The following is a 17,885-nucleotide window of genomic DNA, read 5'->3' as shown; positions in this document are numbered from 1 at the left end:
CTGCCAGGTGGGCGTCGCGACCAGGAAAGGCACCACGCCGCCTATTGGAAAATGGAGCTCAGCATGCAAGCAGTCGTCAAAGTCGCCACCACCCGCACTGCCATCGGTGTGGCCCTGCTGTTGGAACGCCAATGATTGGCGCCCGCTCAACACCGGCCACCTTTTCGCAGCTACCCTGGCTGGGCGTGCCGGACGGCGATGTGGGAACCCGGCAATTGCTGCGCCAGATGGCACTGGAGTTGTTTGCTGAGCATGGGTTTCAGGGTGTCAGCCTGCGTCAGTTGGCAGCGGTGCTGCCTGTGCAGGCGGGCTCGCTGTACAACCACATCGAAAGCAAACAGGCGCTGCTGTTCGAGCTGATCGAAGAACATGAAAACGATTTGCGGGAGCTGCTGCAAACGGAAGTGCCGCGACAGGCGGACGGCCTGCTGCAACTGGAAACCTATGTTCGTATGCACCTGCAATTCAACTGCCTGCATGATCAGCGCCACACTCTCGTCCGCCTGGAGTTTCACAGCCTCAGCCTGGAGCAACGGGACAATATCGAGCGGCTACGCAACGCCCGCGTCCGGCATCTGGAATATATCCTCGGCCGTTGTGCCTTGCCGGCCAGCGAGCGCACCCGGATAGCGCTGGGCATGCAGGTATTGCTCGATGGCGTGGGGGCCGGTTATCCGAATGGGGGGCGGCCGCCGTTGGAAAATCTGGCGGCGCTGTTCAGTAGCCTGGTGTTGAGCGGGTCGAGTAAGGTGCAGGCAGAGCGGACCCACTTTTTCACCCATAACAACAAGGTCGACTGATGAATGAAGAACTGGCGAAAAACTACCGGGCAATTCTCCGTGGCGTGGGTGAAGATCCAGAACGCGAAGGGTTGATGGACACGCCAAAGCGCGCGGCGAAAGCCATGCAGTACTTGTGTCACGGCTATCAGCAAAGCCTCGAACAGATTGTCAACGGCGCGCTGTTCGAATCGGACAACGATGAGATGGTCATCGTCCGGGACATTGAGCTGTACTCGCTGTGCGAACACCATCTGCTGCCGTTTATTGGCAAGGCGCATGTTGCCTACATACCCACCGGTAAGGTGCTGGGGCTGTCGAAGGTTGCGCGCATTGTCGATATGTTCGCCCGCCGCTTGCAGATTCAGGAGAACCTGACACGGCAGATTGCCGACGGGATTGCACAGGTGACCGATGCCACCGGGGTGGCGGTGGTGATCGAGGCAAAACACATGTGCATGATGATGCGCGGCGTGGAAAAGCAAAACTCGGTGATGAGCACTTCGGTGATGCTCGGCGCCTTCCGCGAGTCGTACAACACCCGCCAGGAGTTCTTGCAGTTGATCCGGGGGTGAGCGCGTAGCGCCGTTCGGCGAAGTCGAACATCCAGGTCAGCTGTCAGGCCGCTTTCGCCGGCAAGCCGGTCTCGCTCCCACAGTGGATCTTCAGTGAACACAAAACAGGTGGGCACCCTCAATCCAATGTGGGAGCGAGCCTGCTCGCGAAAGCGTCAGATCAGACACCACTAAAAGATCGAGCGCCTACATTCAGGCACGCGGCAGACAACTTAACTGAGCATCAGCATCCCGCCATCAATCATCAACGTTTGTCCGGTGACAAATCGCGAACCGTCGCCGGCAAGAAACACCAGCACGGGCGCCAGGTCGCGGGCAGGTTCTCCCAGCCGTCCGCCGATGGGCACTTGCCCGGCCATGTACGCATCGTGCTGCTGCAATTGTTCGGCGCTCATACTCGCGCGGGTGGCTTCGTACATCGGTGTCCACATCGCCGGAGCAATGGCGTTGACGGTTATGCCCAATGGACCCCACTCCCGCGCCACCGTACGCGTCCAGGCCAGCACGGCACCCTTGCTGGCGGCGTAATGGGCTTTGCCAGGCTGCCCGAGTACACCGGCCGCAGAGGCGAAGTTGATGATCCGTCCACCGCTGCCCTTCAGCAGTTCATAGGCCGCGCGGTTGGTCAGGAAGGTGCCGCGGGTATTCACCGCAAAGACCTTTTCCCACTCGTCCAGCGTGATGCTATCGGCGCTGGCGTTTGGCGCGATGCCCGCGGCATGGACCAGCACATCCAGACCGTTGAGCTGTTCGTTGGCCCAGGCAAAGGCCGCGTCCACCGATTGGCTGTCAGCGATGTCGCAGACTCGCGTGTGCGCCCAACCGCCACCGTCAGCCGTTATCGAAGCGGCTTCACCCAGGTCGAGGCTGACGACGTAGGCGCCCTCCTCCACAAACGCCTTGACCACTGCTGCGCCGATACCCCTGGCGCCTCCCGTGACGATGATTCGTTTAGCGGCCAGTTGCATGGGCTGTTCCTCTTGTCTTGGATTTATCAGGGGTTTTCAGGCTGCTTGATCGATGCGCTGCAACGCCGCAGTGAACAGGCGCAGTGCTGAGGCATGGTGTTTTTCACCCGTGACCATGGAGGCTTTACCGGCACAGGCACGGGCATGACTGACTTCGAGAAAGATGCCGAGCTTGAAGCCGGCCAATACCAGGTACCAGGTGAAGTCCGCCAACGAGCGCGAGCTGCCGGCGCGGTAATGGGCAACCAATTCATCGCTGCTGCAAAAGCCGTCCCAGGGATGCACTTCGATGGTGCCGGCACCACGACCGTCGGCACCGGGCCAGGTGACTACCAGCCAGGCCAGATCGAGCAACGGATCACCGATGGTCGCCAGTTCCCAATCGACTACCGCGGCCAGCTCGCCGCAGTCATGCCGGAACATGACGTTGGACAGGTGAAAGTCGCCATGTTGGATACCGGCCTGAAACTGCTGCGGGCAATGATCGCTCAGCCAGTCGGCCAAGCGTTCCAGTTCTGGCAGGCCGCTCGCGCCCGGCCAACCGGGGTAGTCTTTGACGCTGTCCAATTGCGCCAGCCAACGTGAGACCTGGCGCTGATGAAAACCCTCCGGCCGGCCAAAGTCCGCCAGCCCCACCGACTGGTAGTCAATTTCACCCAGGCGCAATAGCGCATCTACCATGGCGAGGCCCATGCGCCTGCGCAGCGCCGGCTGTTCAGCATGGGGTGCTGGCAATCCTGCGGCGCAATTGGGATTGAACCCTTGTACCGGTTCCATCAAGTAGAAGCTGGCACCCAGAACGGCCTGGTCAGCACAGTCGGCGATCAAACCGGCATGGGGCACCTGCGATTCGGCCAGTGCCTTGAGCAAACGCGCTTCACGGGCAATGGTTTTACCGCCGACTTCGCGCAGTTCCCGGGAAGGCCGACGCAACACGAATTCACGCGCGCCTCGCCGAAAGCGCAGCAACAGATTCTGTGTGCCTCCGGTCAAACGTACCGCTGCCTCGATGGGGCCGCTTTCCAGGCCTTGGGTGTCCATCCAGTCGGCCAGGCGCTCCAGGTCGATCAGATCCTGCCAGTCGTTCATGCGTCGCGCTCGCCGAGGCTGGCCAGCACGTCGGCGTATTTTTCCCGGGCACGGGCCGCTGCGGTGGGCCGGTGGTAATCGGGGAACAATTGGTTGCAGGGTTGATAGTCGCGTAGCAGTTGTTTCGCGACCGTGACCTTGTGCACCTCGGTCGGCCCGTCGGCCAGTCCCATTTGGAAGGAGCGGACGATGTAGCCGGTAAACGGCATTTCTTCGCTGATCCCCAGCGAACCATGCACATGCAGGGCGCGTGCGGCGATGTCATGCAACACCTTGGGCATGGCGGCCTTCACCGCGGCGATATCTTTGCGCACCCGTTTGTAGTCCTGATACTGGTCGATGCGCCACGCCGTGCGCATCACCAGCAAGCGAAATTGCTCGAGCTCGATCCATGAGTCGGCAATTTTTTCCTGGATCATCTGCTTGTCCGCCAGGCGGCTGCCCTGAGTACTGCGCGACAGGGACCGTTCACAGAGTGCATCAAGGGCTTTCTGCGCCTGGCCAATCACCCGCATGGCATGGTGCACGCGACCGCCCCCCAGACGCACCTGGGCCACGACAAACGCCTGGCCGGGCGCGCCGAGCATGTCGCTAGCCGGTACTCGCACCTTGTCGAACGACAGATAAGCATGGGTGGCGGCCGGGTCATCGGCGATACCGACGTTACGGATAATGCTCACCCCGGGAGCGTCGGCGGCGACGATAAACATCGACATGCCTTCATACACCGAGACGCTTTTATCGGTGACCGCCATCACGATATAGAACGCTGCATAGCGGGCATTGGAGGCAAACCATTTTTCGCCGCTCAGCAGCCAGTCATCGCCATCACGCACTGCTTCGGTGGTGAAGACCGCAGGGTCCGCGCCACCTTGCGGTTCGGTCATGGCGAAGCAAGACACGATATCGCCGTCCAGCAAGGGTTGCAGGTAGCGCTGCTTCTGCGCCGGCGTGCCGTAATGGGCGAGGATTTCACCGTTACCGGAGTCCGGTGCCTGGCAGCCAAACACAATCGGGCCGAACAGCGAGCGGCCGAGAATTTCATTGATCAATGCCAGGCGCACCTGGCCATACCCTGCCCCGCCCAGTTCCGGCCCCAGGTGACACGCCCATAACTTGCGTGCCTTCACCCGCGCTTGCAACGGTTTCACAAGCTTTATGAACAACGGGTCGTGGATATTCCACGGGCTGCCCAATACGTGATCGAGGGGCTCGACTTCCTCACGCACAAACTGCTCGATCCAATCCAGTTCCACTTGAATCTCGGGGTCGGTCTGAAAGTCCCAGGCCATGGTGTTTCTCCTAGCAAATAGCGATCAGGCCAGCAGCATGCCGCCGTCGACCAACAGGGTTTGGCCGAGCACATAGCTGGCCAGCGGCGAAGCAAGAAACATCGCCACATTCGCCATGTCCTGAGGGGTGCCCAGGCGCCCTTGAGGAATGGCGCGCAACGCGCCTTCGAGGCGTTTAGGGTTGCTGGTGGTTACCCGTGTCAGCTTGGTTTCCACCAGCCCCGGGGCAATGCCGTTGACCCGGATACCGTCACGGGCCCAGGCTTCGGCCAGGGTACGCGTCAGCCCGAAAGCGCCGGTTTTCGAGGCGTTGTACGCAGGGTTGCCACGGGTGGAGTGGAACGCGGCTGCCGAACTGACCGTGATCATCGAACCCTTGGCTTCCATCAGCAGCGGATGAAATTTCTGCGCACACACCATCAGGCTGGTGAGGTTGACGTCGATGACGTGCTTGAAGCCCTGGGTGAGGAATTCCTGACGGTCGTAGAGCACCGTGCCTTGCGCCTGCACCAACACATCCAGGCGGGTGAATGGCACACTGACCGCTTCGATCTGCGCCGCATCCGCGACGTCGACCTGGGCATAATGCAAGCCTTGAAGGTTAGAGTCGGGTGAATCGTGATAAGCCGCCGCCGAGGCTCGCGTGCCCCAGACATGCACCTCGGCACCGCGCTGGCGAAAGTTCTGCGCAATGCCATTGCCGATGCCACTGGAACCGCCGATCACCAGCACGGTTTTGCCGCTGAAATCCAACTCGTACATGGGTATTCCTTGTGCTTGTCGAAGAATGCTGCCGGGCCATCGGTACGCGTTTACAGCGCCACCAGACCTGCCGAGGCCAAGCGTTCAAGCTCGCTATGGGTACAGCCGAGCGCTTCCAATACTTGCCGGGTATGTTGGCCGAGGGCGGGCGGTGGGCGCTGCAGCGATAACGGCAAGTTGCCGAAATCCCAGAACGCGCCGATCTGTTGCAGGTCGCCGTACACGGCATGGGAATAGTGGGCGTGCAGACCTGCGGCGGCGTGCTCGGGGCTGTCGAGAAAGGCATCCATCTGCGCCTCCAGCACAGCCTGCGCAGGCACTTGCGCGGCAGCCAATGCGGCGAGCGCCGCTTGCCGGGCAAGACCTGCAAACCAGGTGTCGGGATGATCACCCACCAGCGCCTTGAAACGCTGCACCTCATCAGGCTGCAGTGCTGCCACCACCAGCCAGGCATCACTGCACTGATACAAGCGGTGCGCATCACTCAGGCCAGTCTGTTGCGCATCCATGTGCTCGATTGGCGTAAGGCTGCCGTCCTCCAGCACCACCGCTTCGCTCATCGACAGCAAGGTAGCGCCCAACAATGAGGAGCTGACCATTTGCCCGACGCCACTGCGGTTACGCTCGTACAATCCCAGCAGCAACGCATAGAGCGAGGACAACCCAGCAAAGAAATCACCCACGCCGAAGCGCAGCCACATCGGCGCCTGACCTTCGCCGCCCTGCTCCATCTCCCAGCCGCAGGAGGCTTGCATCAGTTGGTCAAAGCCTGGCCAATCCGCGCGCGGGCCGGTTGGCCCGTAGGCGCTGACGTGGCAATACACCAGTTGCGGGTTCAGTGCCTTGAGGCTCTCGTAGTCGACCTTGAGTTTGCGTGCGGCCGGCAGTCGCATGTTGTGGTGCACCACATCGGCCCAACGTGCCAACGCCTCGACCACGGGCTCGGTTTGCAGATCGCCCAACTGCAGCGCTACCCCCAACTTGCCGCGCTGGGTACCACTGAAAATCCGCTCCAGGCGGCGCATGGCATCGCCCTTGGGCGCCTCGACCTTAATGACTTCTGCCCCCAGGTCCGCCAGCAACATGCAGGCAAACGGCCCGGCCAGGTAGGCGCCCAGGTCCAGCACTTTCAGACCGTGCAGCGGCGGCAAAGGCGCCGGGTTCGAGCTGCGCGGTTGCAGCGGGATCACGGCATCGGCGGCTGTCAGTTCCGCGTTCCCTTCACCGGCCCGAGGTGCACTGCCGCCCACTTGCGCGGGTGGCTGCACCTGCCAGGCCGGGCCTGGTTGCAGGGTCTTGCCCAACTGCACATCGTCGACTTCAACCACGTAGCCATTCAGGCGGGCTTGCTCGTCGAAGTAGATCTCGCCGAAGGGCGCGGCAATTTGCGCGGCAACATCGTGCTGCCAGAAATGCTCGACCCAGTCCTGTGCCGACCGTGTGGCGATAACGGCCTTGTTGGCTCCGAAGTTTGGGGCCACATGGCTCGGCGGCCACAGTGCGTTCAAACGGGTCACTTCGGTTTGGCCGAACTCACTGAGCGCTGCGGCCATCCATGGTGATTTATCCGGCGAATAGTGCACATGCAACCAGCGGCCATCCGCACATTGGTGCAGCGGAATAGGAATGTGTTTATCCAGACCTTTGGCAAAGGCCGGCGTCGGCGTTTGCGCGCGGTTCCAATGCATGGTCATTGGCACTAACGCCGCCTGGGCCAGGCTGGTATGAGCGATGCCGCCGCAGCCATCACGGTCACGCGCCAGTAACCGCGCCATCACCCCGACCACACACAGCCAGCAGGCCAGCCAATTGGCAAATGGCATGCGCACAAACACCGGGCCGGGGCGATGCGCCGGCTGCTCGTCCAACAGGCCTAGGCGCGCCAGGATCAACGTTTCCCGGGGGATGGCATTCGCCAGTGCATAGCCGTTGCGGCCAGCCGCCGATCGCCGAGATCACCAATCGAGGGAAGTCTGCAGCGAGCTGCGCGTCCGCCAGACCATGGGCCTGCGATACCGCAGGCGTGTAGTCGTGCAGCAGTACATCGGCGCTGGCCAGCAGCAACTGCAACTGCTGACGGTCTACCGCGTTTTCCAGGTTGAGGACGACACTGCGCTTGCCACGGTTAAGCACCGAAAACAGTGCCTGTTGATCTCTGGCAGGGTTGCCGGGCGGTTCAACCATCACCACTTCGGCGCCGGCCTCGCGCAGTTGCAAGCCGGCTGCTGAACCGGCAATGCCGGAACACAGGCTGATGACGCGAATACCTTCGAGGATTGCCTGGCTCATTTAGCACCTGCGAATGTCTTGTTCTGCTTATAGCGCTCTGCAGCGAAGCTGCAGAACGAATCCAGTGCTTCACCTTAAGCCATCGATACAATATTCCATAGATAGATTAGTATTCCGAATATAGAATCATAAGTCTTAACATGAACAATACTTGAAAATTCGTTCAAATCAGCCGATTAAGGGCCTCGCTATGATCCTGCGCATGGACCACTTCACCATCGTCTCTGACCAACTGCAGGCGACCCGGAATTTCTATGTTGAGGTGCTGGGTTTGGCTGAGGGGCCTCGCCCGCCCTTCCCGGTTCCCGGGTTCTGGCTCTACGCCCAGGAGCACCCGGTATTGCACGTGGTGGGCGTATCGCACATGCCGGAGCCGCGACGTGGCGTGCTCGACCATATGGCCTTCCACGCCCGTGGCTTGCAGAGGATGTGGACGCACCTGGAGGAGCATGGCGTGCGCTTCAAGGTGATCCGTGCTCCCGGCAATGTGCGCACCTGGCAGTTGTTCATGCAGGACCCCAACGGCGTTGAAGTGGAGCTTGATTTCGACCCCAGCGAAGTGCCGCCCGTCGATTGGAAGGATCGCCGGGGCAGCTAAATCAAGCCGGAGTAACTGCCGCCGTCGATCTGCAGATTTTGCCCGGTGATATAGCCGGCCTGGGCGGAACAGAGAAACGCGCAGGCGGCTGCCAATTCGCTCGGCTGGCCAAATCGGCGCGCGGCTATCGGCTTGAGCATTTCCACCCGCGCCTGCTCAACACTGAGCTGGCGATGCTTGGCCAACTGCTCGGTCATAAAGCGCAGGCGGTCGGTTTCAATACGTTCCGGGAGCAGGTTGTTAATGGTCACATTGTCCCGCGCCACCTCGACTGACAGGGCTTTGCAAAAAGCGGTCAGCCCCGCACGCGCTGCCGTAGACAAACCCAAGGGCAAGCGTGGCGACTTGACCATCGCCGAGGTGATATTGACGATGCGGCCAAAACCTCGGGTGCGCATTCCGCCAACCAGCGCCTGAATCAGCAGAATGCCCGAGAGCATGTTGGCCTCGATGGCAGCCAGCCAGGCCGCGTGATCCCAGTCCTCCAGACGACCCGGCTCCGGGCCGCCGTTGTTGGTCACCAGAATGTCCACCACCGGGCAGGCGGCGAGCAACGTCGTCCGCCCGGCAGCGGTGGACAGATCGGCCACCACCGTGCGGGGCAGCCGGCCAGTCCTGCGAAGTATTTCCTGGGCAGTTTGCGCCAGGGTCTCGGCATTGCGGCCATTGATCAGCACCTCGCAGCCCTCCTGGGCCAATGCCAGCGCACAGGCTTTGCCAAGCCCTCGGGAAGATGCGCAAACCACAGCAATGCGTCCGCCGATTCCCAGATCCATAGCCGTACTCCTTGTGTGAAGGCGTCAGTCGTTCATGCCCAACAAGGCACTGATATCGCGTCCTGGTTCAGCATCGCTGCCGTAGGCGAACTGACCGGCGCGCTGGCGTTCGACCAGTTGCTCCATCTGGTAGCGATAACGAGTGCCCGGCGTATCAAAACGCGAGTGCAGGTCACGACGTTCGTCGGTGTCGAAATAACGTTGATTCTGCGGGCGCACCACCGAGTTGTCCTGGGGCTGGATGATGTAATTGATTCGCGGCATCACATAGCGAAACGGCACCGGTGCGGCGGTGGTGTTGAAGGTGACGTCACATCGGGAGCGATGCTTGCCCACCGGCAAGAACGGTTGCAGGTTAGGCACGTCATAACCAGGACGAAAGCGCGGATAGGAGATGCACACATTACTGCGCAAGTGGATGTGCAGCACCGCGCGAAAATCCTGGTATTTGGCGCGCACCCCGCCGACCCAGCGCATGATCGGCGCCACTGACTTTTGTGCAACGGTACGGGTGCGGGTCACCGTTTCAGATGTCCATTGCACCTCCACCTCGTCTGATTCGGAAATGCCATCGCCGATGGTATTGGCGTGCAGGAAATCGGCGTGGGTCAGGTCAATCAGGTTTTCCACCGAGAGCGCCGAGGTTGCATCAAAACGCACGGTGCGCTGGGTGTAGCCGGGAAGGCTGCCGTCCTGCGGTAGAAAAGGGATATGCGGTAGCAACAGCCTGTCGGCAGCGTCCGGATTGCCGTACCAGACCCAGATATAGCCGTAACGCTCAACCAGCGGATAAAACCCTGTGCCTGCAGTAAACGCAGTCAACACCGGCGCCTTGTCACGCAGACGATAGGGGTGAAATTCAGCGGCTACCGGCTGCCCGTTTTCCCGCCACAGGTAGAAGGTCTGCGCATGGATAATCCGGCGGATCGGTCGCGCGCCAAGGTCGCGGCTATGGGATACCGGAAACCAGGTGTCGTGCAGGTCGTAGTTGATCGGCGTCCAGTCGCCCCGCACTTTGCGCGAGTGGGTGTCGGTAGAGGAAGGCACGGCATGCATGGTGAGTTCTCCTGTGCTCAGACGACGGCGCTGGCGGCAATCAAATGCGGACGGCGCATGGCCCGCAGGTCGCGGGATGGGGCTTGCAGCAGGGCCGCGACGGCTACGCCATCGATCAGGTTTTTCACTTGGAACGGCGCCTGCTTGCGCGTCCGGGCAAAACGCCAGCGCAACGGTGCATGAACCGGCAACCGGTCATGCACAAAACCTCGCCAGCACAGGCTGGTGGTGCCACGGCGATTAGCCCCGGTTGCAATCATCAGAGTGATGAGCGGCAACTCGTCCTCGCTGAGCAAATCCACCCGGACACTGCCGCCACTCAGGGGGACTGCAGTGCGGACAATCAAGGGATAGTCCACCACAAACTGCGAGGGCAGCAATTGTGTGGTCCAGACCGCGCCGCGCTCCAGCACGACGCGGCCCTGCTCGCTGCGCAGATCGCCAAGGAAGAAATCGGTGAGGCGCACATGGGCAAAGCCGAGCAGGCAATCCGGGCCATCGAGCATCGCCGCCAAATACTGGTCATGACTCATGTTGACGATGGTGGAGCCGGTAAATTCTCGCCCGATCGGCAGGTAATCGCTGCTGGGCAGCTCGCCATGCGGCGTGCCCTCACCCAACCAGACATGGACAAAACCGTTTGCTTCGCGCACCGCGAACGCCCGCGCGGCATAGCGCGGCGGAACTCGCTCATCAGCGTGCAGGTTGGGAATTTTTGTGCAACCGCCACTGGCGCCATCAAAGGTCCAGCCGTGGTAACCGCATTGCAAACCGGACTCGACCACTCGTCCCAGCGCCAGGGGCACACGCCGATGTGGACAACGGTCTTCCAGTGCAAAAGCCTGGCCGGCGGCGTTGCGGAACAGGACCAGCTCCTCGCCACCAAAGGCCACGGCCAATGGCGTTTGATCATTCACGGCCTCGCAAAGCGCCATGGCCCACCAGCCAGGGGTCGTCATCGGTTTGCCTCATTGTTGTTGTTTTCGGGCAGCTGTGTTCAGCGTTATCAAGGCTAACGGTAGCGTCTCAATGCTGACAGGGCAATCATAAATATACAGATTTTTTGTTATTGTCTAAATACTGACACCCCCCCTGTAGGAGCGGGCTTGCCCGCGATGGACTCAAGAGCACCGCGAGCAAGCTCGCTCCTACAGTTGATCGGTTTCATAGCTGATCACCTGAAACCCACTCAAAAAATGAACAGATACGTGAAAATCGATCAAATTTTTAGTCAAACGGCTGGTAGAAAATTCATAAGCCTGATTATCATGAGCTCGCTAACTTAATTTCAGGCGAGGTGAAACATGGCTGAGTCGACATTGCAGCGTCCTGCGGTGCAAGCCGAGGCCCGACCGATCGAGTCATTGGAAAAGCTTCACGTGCAGATGCCTGAAGCTCCAGCCCTTGATAGCCTCGCGCAAGAACCGCCTGGCGCGGCGCGGCAACGCTGGCGTACAGGCCTGTTCCTACTGGCACCGCTCGCCGTCGTGATGTGTGCCGCCTGGTATGTGTTTGGGGGCCAGGTGGTGAGCACCGACAACGCTTATATCCAGGCCGAACGGGTGGGGGTTTCCACCGATGTGTCCGGGATCGTGGCGGCCATTGAAGTGAGTGACAACCAAGTCGTGCGCAAGGGCCAGGTGTTGTTTCGCTTGAAGCCCGAACCCTTTGAAATCGCCCTGGCCAGCGCCAGAGCGCAACTGGAAAACGCGCGCAATCAAATCCTTTACCTCAAGGCCAGCTACAACCAATCGCTGGCCGAGATCACCCAGGCTGAAGCCAGGCTGCCCTACTACCAGACCAACTTCCAACGGCTGGAAAAGCTGGTCAGCGTCTCCGCCGTATCAAAAACAATCTACGACGACGCCCGTCAGGACCTCGACAATACCCGCCAGCAGGTGTCGGTAGCGAAAGCCCGGGCTGGCGCGGCATTAGCCCAACTGGGTGGACGGCTGGACAGGCCACTCGAGCAACACCCCTCCTATCTGCAAGCACAAGCGGCGCTGCATGAAGCCGAACGTAACCTGCGTAACTCCGTGGTGACCGCACCGTTCGGCGGCGTAGTGACCAACGTCGACTCGTTGCAAGTGGGTGCGTACCTGCAACCGCCACAATCGGGCTTCAGCCTGGTGTCCAGCGAGCACCTGTGGGTGGCCGCCTCACCGAAAGAAACCGAGCTGACGAACGCTCACGTAGGCCAGGGCGCAACCATTGAGGTCGATACCTACCCCGGTGTCACCTGGCACGGCACCGTGGAAAGCATCAGCCCGGCGTCCAGCTCCAGCTTTTCGCTACTGCCGGCACAGAACACCACGGGCAACTGGGTGAAGGTGGTGCAGCGTATTCCGGTGCGGATCCGCATCGACGATGCCGCAGGCAAACCAGCGCTGCGCCATGGCATGAGTGCCGTAGTAGAGATCGATACCGGCACTGCCCGTGGACTGCCGAAACCGCTGGCCGACCTGTTTGCCCGTCATCATGAGTGAAGTGACCGGGCCGCTGCCGCCTTCGCCGCTGCGCGTACTGATCACGCTTTGCGTGGTGCTGGCAGTGGTCATGCAAGCCTTGGACACCACCATCGCCAACGTCGCCCTGCCCTATATGCAGGGCAGCGTGTCGGCCAGCGCCGATCAGATCAATTGGGTGCTGACCTCCTACATCGTCGCCACCGCGATCATGACGCCACCTTCGGCATTCCTTGCCCGGCGCTTCGGTCGCAAGCGCGTATTGCTGTGGTCGATCTTCGGTTTTGTATTGACGTCGGTGCTCTGTGGCATTGCCGGTTCCTTGGAAGAAATCATCCTGTTCCGTCTGCTGCAAGGACTGGCAGGGGCGGCATTGGTACCCTTGTCGCAAGGCATCCTGCTGGATATTTACCCGCAGAAAGACCGAGGCTCGGCAGTGGCCCTGTTCGGGGTATCGGTGATGGTTGGTCCGGTGCTGGGTCCGATGATCGGCGGCTGGCTGACGGAACACCTCAGCTGGCGCTGGGTGTTCTTCATCAACTTGCCTATCGGGTTGCTGGCCTTTATCGGCATGATGCGCTTCATTCAGGAAACCCCGGCCGACAGAACCGCCCGCCTGGACTGGCTGGGCTTTGGTTCGCTCAGCGTGGCCATCCTGTCGTTTCAATTGTTTCTCGACCGCGGTGAACAACTGGGCTGGTTAGACTCTGGCGAAATAATCCTGGAAGCGCTGGTGGCCGCCATCGCTTCGTACATTTTCATCGTCCACACCTTTACCCATGACAAGCCATTTATCAGCCTGAAACTGTTCAAGGACCGCAATTACTCGGTGGCGGTGGTATTTATTTTCATCATCGGCATTACCTATCTGGCGTCACTCGCGTTGATGACACCCTACCTGCAAACCCTGATGGGCTACCCGGTGCTCACCGCCGGCCTGGTGATGGGCCCGCGCGGCCTGGGGACGATGCTCAGTATGTTCCTGGCCGGGAAGATCATGGGCAAAATGGATATCCGCTGGATATTGTTTTGCGGCCTGGTGCTGTCCGCCTGGTCGATGTACATGATGACCGGCTGGACCCCGGCAGTGTCCATCGACACCATCGTCTACGTTGGCTTTGTCCAGGGCGCGAGCCTGGGCCTGTTGTTCGTCCCGCTGACCACCATTGCCTTCACCACCCTGCCCCCGCAACTGCGCGGCGAAGCCACCGGCCTGTACAACCTTTCACGCAACGTCGGCTCCAGTGTCGGCATCTCGATCGTGACGGTGCTGCTGGCACACAACACGCAAATCAACCATGCCGAAATCGGCGCCTACGTGACGCCGTTCAACCGCCTGTTCGATGCCTGGCCAGTGAGCAACCACCTCAACCCGGCAACCGCAGGCGGACGTGCGGCGCTGGACAGCATGATCACCGTACAGGCCAGTTGGGTGGCCTATCTGGATGACTTCAAGCTACTGATGCTGTTGTCCATCGGGGTCATGCCGCTGTTGCTGATATTCCGCACGCCCAAGCTTCACCGTGGCACCTCGGCATAATCGCCGTCAGACCTCGAAGCGGAACCGTCCCACCGCAAGATTCAGCTCATCGGACAGCTCGCGCAAAGAGACCACGGCTCTCGATACCTGATGGGTGATCGCATCACCCTCGCCGGCCATGCGGGAGATGTGCTCGACGTTCGCCACAATGCCCCGCCCACCCTCGCTCTGCACGCTCACCGCATCGGCAATCCGGTCCACCCCGCGGGTGGAGTCGCCGACCAATTCCGCCGCCTGTTGCAGGGTGCTTTCCAACTCACAGAGCAATCGGCCGCTGTCATCCAGCGCCACCGTGCCTGCGCGCAATGCTTCGTCGACGATCCCGGACTGGTTCTCCAGCTTCAGTGTCAACTGGTTGATCGAATTCGCTGCCAGGGCAGAGCGTTGTGCCAGGTTGCGCACTTCATCGGCCACCACACTGAAGCCGCGTCCGCTTTCCCCGGCTCGCGCCGCCTCGATCGCCGCGTTGAGCGCCAGCATACTGGTCTGCGCGGAAAGGTCCTTGACCTGACCGATGCTCGCGGTGATCGCCGTGGTGCTCTCGACGAAATCGCCCACCGAGCCGCGGATAGCCGAGAATGCCAGGCGCACGCTGTCGATTTTCTCGAGCAGTCGCGACAACGCCAGATGCCCGTCTTGCGCACCGCGCAAGCTGGCTTCGGCACAACTGCGCAGGCTTTGCGCATGGCTGGAGATCGCCGCAATCCCGTCGCTCATCTGCTCGATGGTCATCGACACCGCGCCCACCGCACCGGCCTGCGCGGTGGAGCTTTCGGCCACTCGAGCCGAGGTCCCCACCAGTTCCTCTGCCGACGCGCCGACCGATGCCGCGACGCAGGCTACCTTGCGCATGGCCTGCTGGAAGCTATCGATAAGTTCGTTGAATGCCTGAGCTGTGTGGGCAACTTCGTCTCGACCCATGACCCGCACGCGCCGGGTCAGGTCGCCATCGCGCAAGTCGATCGAAGCCTGCTCGATCTCGCGGATGGGCCGGATGATCTGCGCACGCAGCAACAGACTCACCCACACGGCCAGAACGCTGGCGCCCAGCAGTACCGTGACCAGCATCCGTGACACCTGTCGCTGCGTGGCACCGGCCTCGGCAAAGGCGCCGGAGGTCAACTGCGCCTGCAGGCCCAGCAGGCGATTAAATTGTCCTTGCAGACCATTGTTGTCGGCACGCACCCTCCCCAGCAGCGAGGCCGCCTGTGTCTGATCACTCAAGGCGGTGCGCTTGAAATCGGCCAGGCCCTCGCCGACCACTGCGGCTTGCTCCTGCACTGCCTGATAGAGCGCCTTCTCTTCCTCGCCCAGCCGCGTCTCGCGGGCCACCTTGTCCAGCCCTGTGCGCATATCGTCGACACTGGCCTGCATATCTTCAAGATATGACTCAAGGTCTTCCGCGGAAGCTTGCCCATTGGATTCGAGAATGCGCGCGCCGGTAGCATAGGCGCCGACCATCGCCGCCTGCGAGGCGGCCGAGGTTTCCAGCACTTGGCGATACTGCTGGAATCGTAACTGGTCGATTTCTTCGATGACCGCCTGTTGCTTGGCCAGCCCGTAGTAGGCCATTCCCGAGACTACCAGTAGAGCGAGCACAAACAAGCCCGGTAGCACGAGGAGCTTGGCACCGATGGAGAGGCCTTTCAGGAATGACATGTTGGTTACCATTTTTTGTTTTTATAGGGCGTGACTGAACAGGCGATTCATCCTGTATTATTCTTTATACAGTACTTGATTCTATTATCAGAATCAAAATTGAAACACCCCTCCCAGGTGGGGAGTTGCCCATCGGCGACAAACAGCCAACAGCGCGATAAGTATCAGCTGCCTGGACACGGCCTACGCCAGTTGATACTGGAGGTAATCGCCGACGTGCGCGCCGACCCGGTTTTAGTCGAGCGACTGGCTGAAGATCCCAGTGCTGAAAATGCCGAAAAGATGATGCTGGATTTCTCCCGACGCTTTCCGTCCATGCTCGCGCCGCATCTGCCTGCGTTATTCGGGCTGTTCGAATCAGGCGATGTGCCGGTGCTGATCCATTGCGCGGCGAGCAAGAACCGGACGGTATTCGGATGTTTCTGATCGAAGGATTCGCCTCCGTCATTTTGTGTCTCTTGGTCTGGAAAGTACTGGATTCCTATCCCAAAGACGCCAACTGGCTAAGCCGCGACGAAAAAGCCGCCCTGTCGGATGTCATCGCGAAAGAACAACAGGCCCGCGAAGCGTCACGCGGAGCCCATCTGCCAGCCCTGAAACTGTTGGCCGACAAGCAGATCCTGCTGTTCTGTTTCTTGTTTTTCACCATTGCCCAGAACGTCTATGGCGTCACCTTTTGGCTGCCAACCATGATCCGTGGATTAGGGGGTCTCAGCGATATTCAGGTGGGCCTGCTGAATTCCGTTCCCTGGTTGATCGCCATCGTCGCCATGTATTCGTTTGCCGTGATGGCCGGCAAATGGTTAACCCAACAAGCCTGGCTGTGCATCAGCCTGTTGATTGCCGCAGCGGGACTGTTCGTGTCGACGCTGGGTGGGCCGCTGTTCGGTTTCATGCCATTTGCTTTGCCGCCATCGGCTTTAAATCCGCCACGGCGATGTTCTGGCCGATTCCTCAGGCCTATCTCGACGCACGCGTGTCTGCGGCGGTACTCGCCCTGGTGAATGCGGTCGGGACGCTTGGAGGCTTCGTCAGCCCAAGCATGTTCGGAATCCTGGAGCAAAAAACCGGCTCGATTCAGAGCGGAATATACATCCTGGTGGGCACATCATTACTGGCCGCGGTTTTAGCGCTGTTCAGTAAAACCAAGCCAGCCCGCTCCGACAATGTACCCACAGCCATGATCGTCGCGACCAAGTAAACGTAACGGCTGGCAAGACGGCAATGTGCGGGCGTAGTCATCTGATGGCGAAGGAAAAAAAAAAGGCTGCAGGAGCAGCCTCAGGGATGGGGGGGCAGAGAGACTTGGCATCACTCATGTTTTTTTTATAGAGCGTAGCTTTGTCGGCCAGGCAACAAGATCAATCGACTACATGGAACCTGGGTAGCTTCCATTTCCAATGAATGGCGGCAATACGGCTGACGAAAACGAACGCAATGGCGATTGCAGACGCTACTTCAAGAGACATCTGCAAATTCAACAGCGTGATGTAGGCGACGGCACCCAGAATACTGATGGATGCATAAACCTCACGTTTAAACACCAACGGTATTTCGTTACACAACACATCACGTATCACACCCCCGGCGACTGCGGTAGCTACACCCATGATCACTGCGATGCTGGGAGGGAGGTTTTGCTGAAGAGCCATATCTGTTCCTCTGACCGTAAATACTGCCAATCCAAATGCATCGGCTACCAACAACACCTTCTCGTTGAAGGTTTTCAAGGTCCTCGCCCAAATCATGGTTCCTAGCGAAGCACTGACCGCTACCAAAAAGCCATTCTCATTGGAAATCCACTCGATCGGATAATGTGCCATCAGTACGTCACGCAAGGCACCGCCGCCTAAAGCGGTGACCAAACTGAGGGTGATTACACCGAACCAGTCCAACGATTTTCGCCCTGCCATCAGGGTGCCGGTCACTGCGAAGGCTGCAACGCCTGACAACTCACAGTAATAAATCACCCAATCAGCGTGGTAAGCCTTCATCTACGGAACCAGCCTGTACTGCAAATGGGAGAAGTTCTTGAAA

At 60.1% G+C, this 17,885-nt stretch carries 17 protein-coding genes and 1 pseudogene; 7 read left to right on the top strand and 11 right to left on the bottom strand.

The features are described from left to right. Nucleotides 1–131 precede the first annotated feature (131 nt). Both BZ163_RS31485 and folE read left to right on the top strand, forming a co-directional pair. Nucleotides 132–800 carry a TetR/AcrR family transcriptional regulator gene (locus BZ163_RS31485; RefSeq protein WP_168187425.1) on the top strand — a complete coding sequence of 223 codons (669 nt, stop codon included), beginning with the start codon at nt 132–134 and terminating at the stop codon, nt 798–800. After that, entirely contained in the window at nt 800–1,354 is a 555-nt protein-coding gene (gene folE, locus BZ163_RS31480) for a GTP cyclohydrolase I FolE (protein ID WP_128874176.1), read from the top strand. The genes BZ163_RS31485 and folE overlap by 1 nt, the downstream gene beginning before the upstream one ends. 212 nt (nt 1,355–1,566) lie before the next feature. Here folE and BZ163_RS31475 read toward each other — a convergent pair whose 3' ends face one another. The 6 genes from BZ163_RS31475 to BZ163_RS36175 are packed head-to-tail and all read right to left on the bottom strand — an operon-like array spanning nt 1,567 to nt 7,754. Beyond that, nucleotides 1,567–2,322 (bottom strand): SDR family NAD(P)-dependent oxidoreductase, encoded by a 756-nt coding sequence (locus BZ163_RS31475; RefSeq protein WP_128874175.1) that lies wholly within the window; start codon nt 2,320–2,322, stop codon nt 1,567–1,569. 36 nt (nt 2,323–2,358) lie between these two features. Next, nucleotides 2,359–3,411 (bottom strand): phosphotransferase family protein, encoded by a 1,053-nt coding sequence (locus tag BZ163_RS31470; RefSeq protein ID WP_128874174.1) that lies wholly within the window; start codon nt 3,409–3,411, stop codon nt 2,359–2,361. Further along, on the bottom strand, nt 3,408–4,703 hold the full coding sequence (locus BZ163_RS31465) for an acyl-CoA dehydrogenase family protein (protein ID WP_128874173.1): 1,296 nt from the start codon (nt 4,701–4,703) through the stop codon (nt 3,408–3,410). Before BZ163_RS31465 ends, BZ163_RS31470 begins: the two co-directional genes overlap by 4 nt. 24 nt (nt 4,704–4,727) lie before the next feature. Further along, nucleotides 4,728–5,465: an SDR family NAD(P)-dependent oxidoreductase gene (locus BZ163_RS31460; RefSeq protein WP_128874172.1), complete on the bottom strand. Its 738-nt coding sequence runs from the start codon at nt 5,463–5,465 to the stop codon at nt 4,728–4,730. 50 nt (nt 5,466–5,515) lie between these two features. After that, nucleotides 5,516–7,300, bottom strand: coding sequence for a CaiB/BaiF CoA-transferase family protein (locus BZ163_RS31455; RefSeq protein WP_256579185.1), 1,785 nt, complete (start codon nt 7,298–7,300; stop codon nt 5,516–5,518). Then, the gene (locus BZ163_RS36175) at nt 7,218–7,754 is read right to left on the bottom strand and encodes a CoA transferase (RefSeq protein ID WP_256579180.1); all 537 of its coding nucleotides are present in this window, start codon (nt 7,752–7,754) and stop codon (nt 7,218–7,220) included. The genes BZ163_RS31455 and BZ163_RS36175 overlap by 83 nt, the downstream gene beginning before the upstream one ends. A gap of 151 nt (nt 7,755–7,905) precedes the next feature. Here BZ163_RS36175 and BZ163_RS31450 point away from each other — a divergent pair, with 151 nt between their 5' ends. Next, on the top strand, nt 7,906–8,352 hold the full coding sequence (locus BZ163_RS31450; RefSeq protein ID WP_256579179.1) for a VOC family protein: 447 nt from the start codon (nt 7,906–7,908) through the stop codon (nt 8,350–8,352). On the opposite strand, the gene BZ163_RS31445 is transcribed toward BZ163_RS31450, so the two are convergent. From BZ163_RS31445 to BZ163_RS31435, 3 genes are read right to left on the bottom strand one after another with little or no spacing between them, the layout of a single operon-like run. Next, nucleotides 8,349–9,128 (bottom strand): SDR family oxidoreductase, encoded by a 780-nt coding sequence (locus BZ163_RS31445; RefSeq protein ID WP_128874171.1) that lies wholly within the window; start codon nt 9,126–9,128, stop codon nt 8,349–8,351. The genes BZ163_RS31450 and BZ163_RS31445 overlap by 4 nt on opposite strands. A 24-nt stretch (nt 9,129–9,152) precedes the next feature. Continuing rightward, nucleotides 9,153–10,184 (bottom strand): aromatic ring-hydroxylating dioxygenase subunit alpha, encoded by a 1,032-nt coding sequence (locus BZ163_RS31440; RefSeq protein ID WP_128874170.1) that lies wholly within the window; start codon nt 10,182–10,184, stop codon nt 9,153–9,155. 17 nt (nt 10,185–10,201) lie between these two features. Beyond that, nucleotides 10,202–11,143, bottom strand: coding sequence for a Rieske 2Fe-2S domain-containing protein (locus tag BZ163_RS31435; RefSeq protein WP_128874169.1), 942 nt, complete (start codon nt 11,141–11,143; stop codon nt 10,202–10,204). Between the two features lie 345 nt (nt 11,144–11,488). Between BZ163_RS31435 and BZ163_RS31430 the strand changes: the two genes are divergently transcribed. Beyond that, complete coding sequence (locus BZ163_RS31430; RefSeq protein WP_128874168.1) at nt 11,489–12,670, top strand: HlyD family secretion protein; 1,182 nt, start codon at nt 11,489–11,491, stop codon at nt 12,668–12,670. Beyond that, nucleotides 12,663–14,189 carry a DHA2 family efflux MFS transporter permease subunit gene (locus tag BZ163_RS31425; protein WP_128874167.1) on the top strand — a complete coding sequence of 509 codons (1,527 nt, stop codon included), beginning with the start codon at nt 12,663–12,665 and terminating at the stop codon, nt 14,187–14,189. The genes BZ163_RS31430 and BZ163_RS31425 overlap by 8 nt, the downstream gene beginning before the upstream one ends. Nucleotides 14,190–14,195: 6 nt before the next feature. Here the strand turns inward: BZ163_RS31425 and BZ163_RS31420 are convergent, their stop codons facing one another. Then, on the bottom strand, nt 14,196–15,848 hold the full coding sequence (locus tag BZ163_RS31420; RefSeq protein WP_128874166.1) for a methyl-accepting chemotaxis protein: 1,653 nt from the start codon (nt 15,846–15,848) through the stop codon (nt 14,196–14,198). 99 nt (nt 15,849–15,947) lie between these two features. On the opposite strand from BZ163_RS31420, the gene BZ163_RS31415 reads away from it, so the two are divergent. Both BZ163_RS31415 and BZ163_RS31410 read left to right on the top strand, forming a co-directional pair. Next, on the top strand, nt 15,948–16,274 hold the full coding sequence (locus tag BZ163_RS31415) for a hypothetical protein (RefSeq protein WP_128874165.1): 327 nt from the start codon (nt 15,948–15,950) through the stop codon (nt 16,272–16,274). Next, nucleotides 16,265–17,049: pseudogene (locus BZ163_RS31410) on the top strand (MFS transporter); the annotation flags it as partial. The gene BZ163_RS31415 and the pseudogene BZ163_RS31410, both read left to right, overlap by 10 nt. 160 nt (nt 17,050–17,209) lie before the next feature. On the opposite strand, the gene BZ163_RS31400 reads toward BZ163_RS31410, so the two are convergent. Then, entirely contained in the window at nt 17,210–17,842 is a 633-nt protein-coding gene (locus BZ163_RS31400) for a trimeric intracellular cation channel family protein (protein ID WP_128874162.1), read from the bottom strand. Nucleotides 17,843–17,885: the final 43 nt, after the last annotated feature.

This window comes from Pseudomonas sp. VI4.1 (assembly GCF_002029345.1).
GTDB lineage: Bacteria > Pseudomonadota > Gammaproteobacteria > Pseudomonadales > Pseudomonadaceae > Aquipseudomonas.
The sequence above is the reverse complement of the archived record's forward strand: the minus strand, read 5'-3'. Positions and strand labels throughout refer to the sequence as shown.